This is a genomic window from Streptomyces pseudogriseolus (assembly GCA_002154585.1).
Taxonomy (GTDB): domain Bacteria; phylum Actinomycetota; class Actinomycetes; order Streptomycetales; family Streptomycetaceae; genus Streptomyces; species Streptomyces pseudogriseolus.
This window is the reverse complement of the sequence record MUNG01000700.1, coordinates 1-967: the sequence shown is the minus strand read 5'-3', so window position 1 is coordinate 967 and position 967 is coordinate 1. Positions and strand designations below refer to the sequence as shown.

Sequence of the window (967 nt, the reverse complement as noted above, 5' to 3'; positions counted from 1 at the left end):
CTCCCGTCCCGCCCCTCCGATCCGTTTCCGCGCCTCGCCGCGAACCCCGTTTCCGTCCCCTTTCCCGCTCACCCCCGTCTTCCGCGCGTCCCGCTCACCGCAATGCGGCCCGAAAGGCCCCGCCAATGTCCGCCCACGGCGTTTCCCGCACGCCGGGCCCGAGCGGCACCGCGCACCCTCCCTGGGCCTACGCTGAACGTATGAGCACTCACAGCGGACGCCGTCAGGTCGCGGGCCTCCCCCACCGGGACCGGTGCGCGGTCATGGGAGTCGTGAACGTCACCCCCGACTCCTTCTCCGACGGCGGACGCTGGTTCGACACCACCACGGCCGTCAAGCACGGCCTCGACCTGGTCGCCCAGGGCGCCGACCTGGTGGACGTCGGCGGCGAGTCCACCCGCCCCGGCGCCACCCGCGTCGACGAGGCCGAGGAGCTCAGGCGCGTCGTCCCGGTGGTCCGCGGTCTCGTCGCGGAAGGCGTCACCGTCTCCGTCGACACCATGCGCGCCTCCGTCGCCGAGCAGGCGCTCGCGGCCGGGGCCGCCCTGGTCAACGACGTCAGCGGCGGCCTCGCCGACCCCGCCATGACCGGCGTCGTCGCCGCCGCCGGCGCCCCGTTCGTCGTCATGCACTGGCGTGGCTTCCTGGAGGGCGGGAACGTGCGGGGCGTGTACGACGACGTGGTCACCGAGGTCGCCGACGAGCTTTACGCGCGCGTAGAGGCCGTCCTGGAGGCCGGCATCGCCCCCGACCGCGTGATCGTCGACCCCGGTCTCGGCTTCTCCAAGGACGCCGAGCACGACCTGGCGCTGCTCGCCCGCCTCGACCGCCTGCTGGGCCTCGGCCACCCCCTGCTCGTCGCCGCGTCCCGCAAGCGGTTCCTCGGCCGGGTGCTGGCGGGCTCCGACGCCCCGCCCCCGCCCGCCCGCGAACGCGACGCGGCCACCGCCGCCGTCACCGCCCTGGC

Annotated in this window: 1 protein-coding gene; it reads left to right on the top strand. The window is 75.3% G+C overall.

The features are described 5' to 3' along the window. Positions 1–200: 200 nt before the first annotated feature. Positions 201–967: dihydropteroate synthase (gene folP, locus CCN29_RS34175; RefSeq protein ID WP_086686334.1), on the top strand; the 767-nt coding region annotated here is incomplete at its 3' end.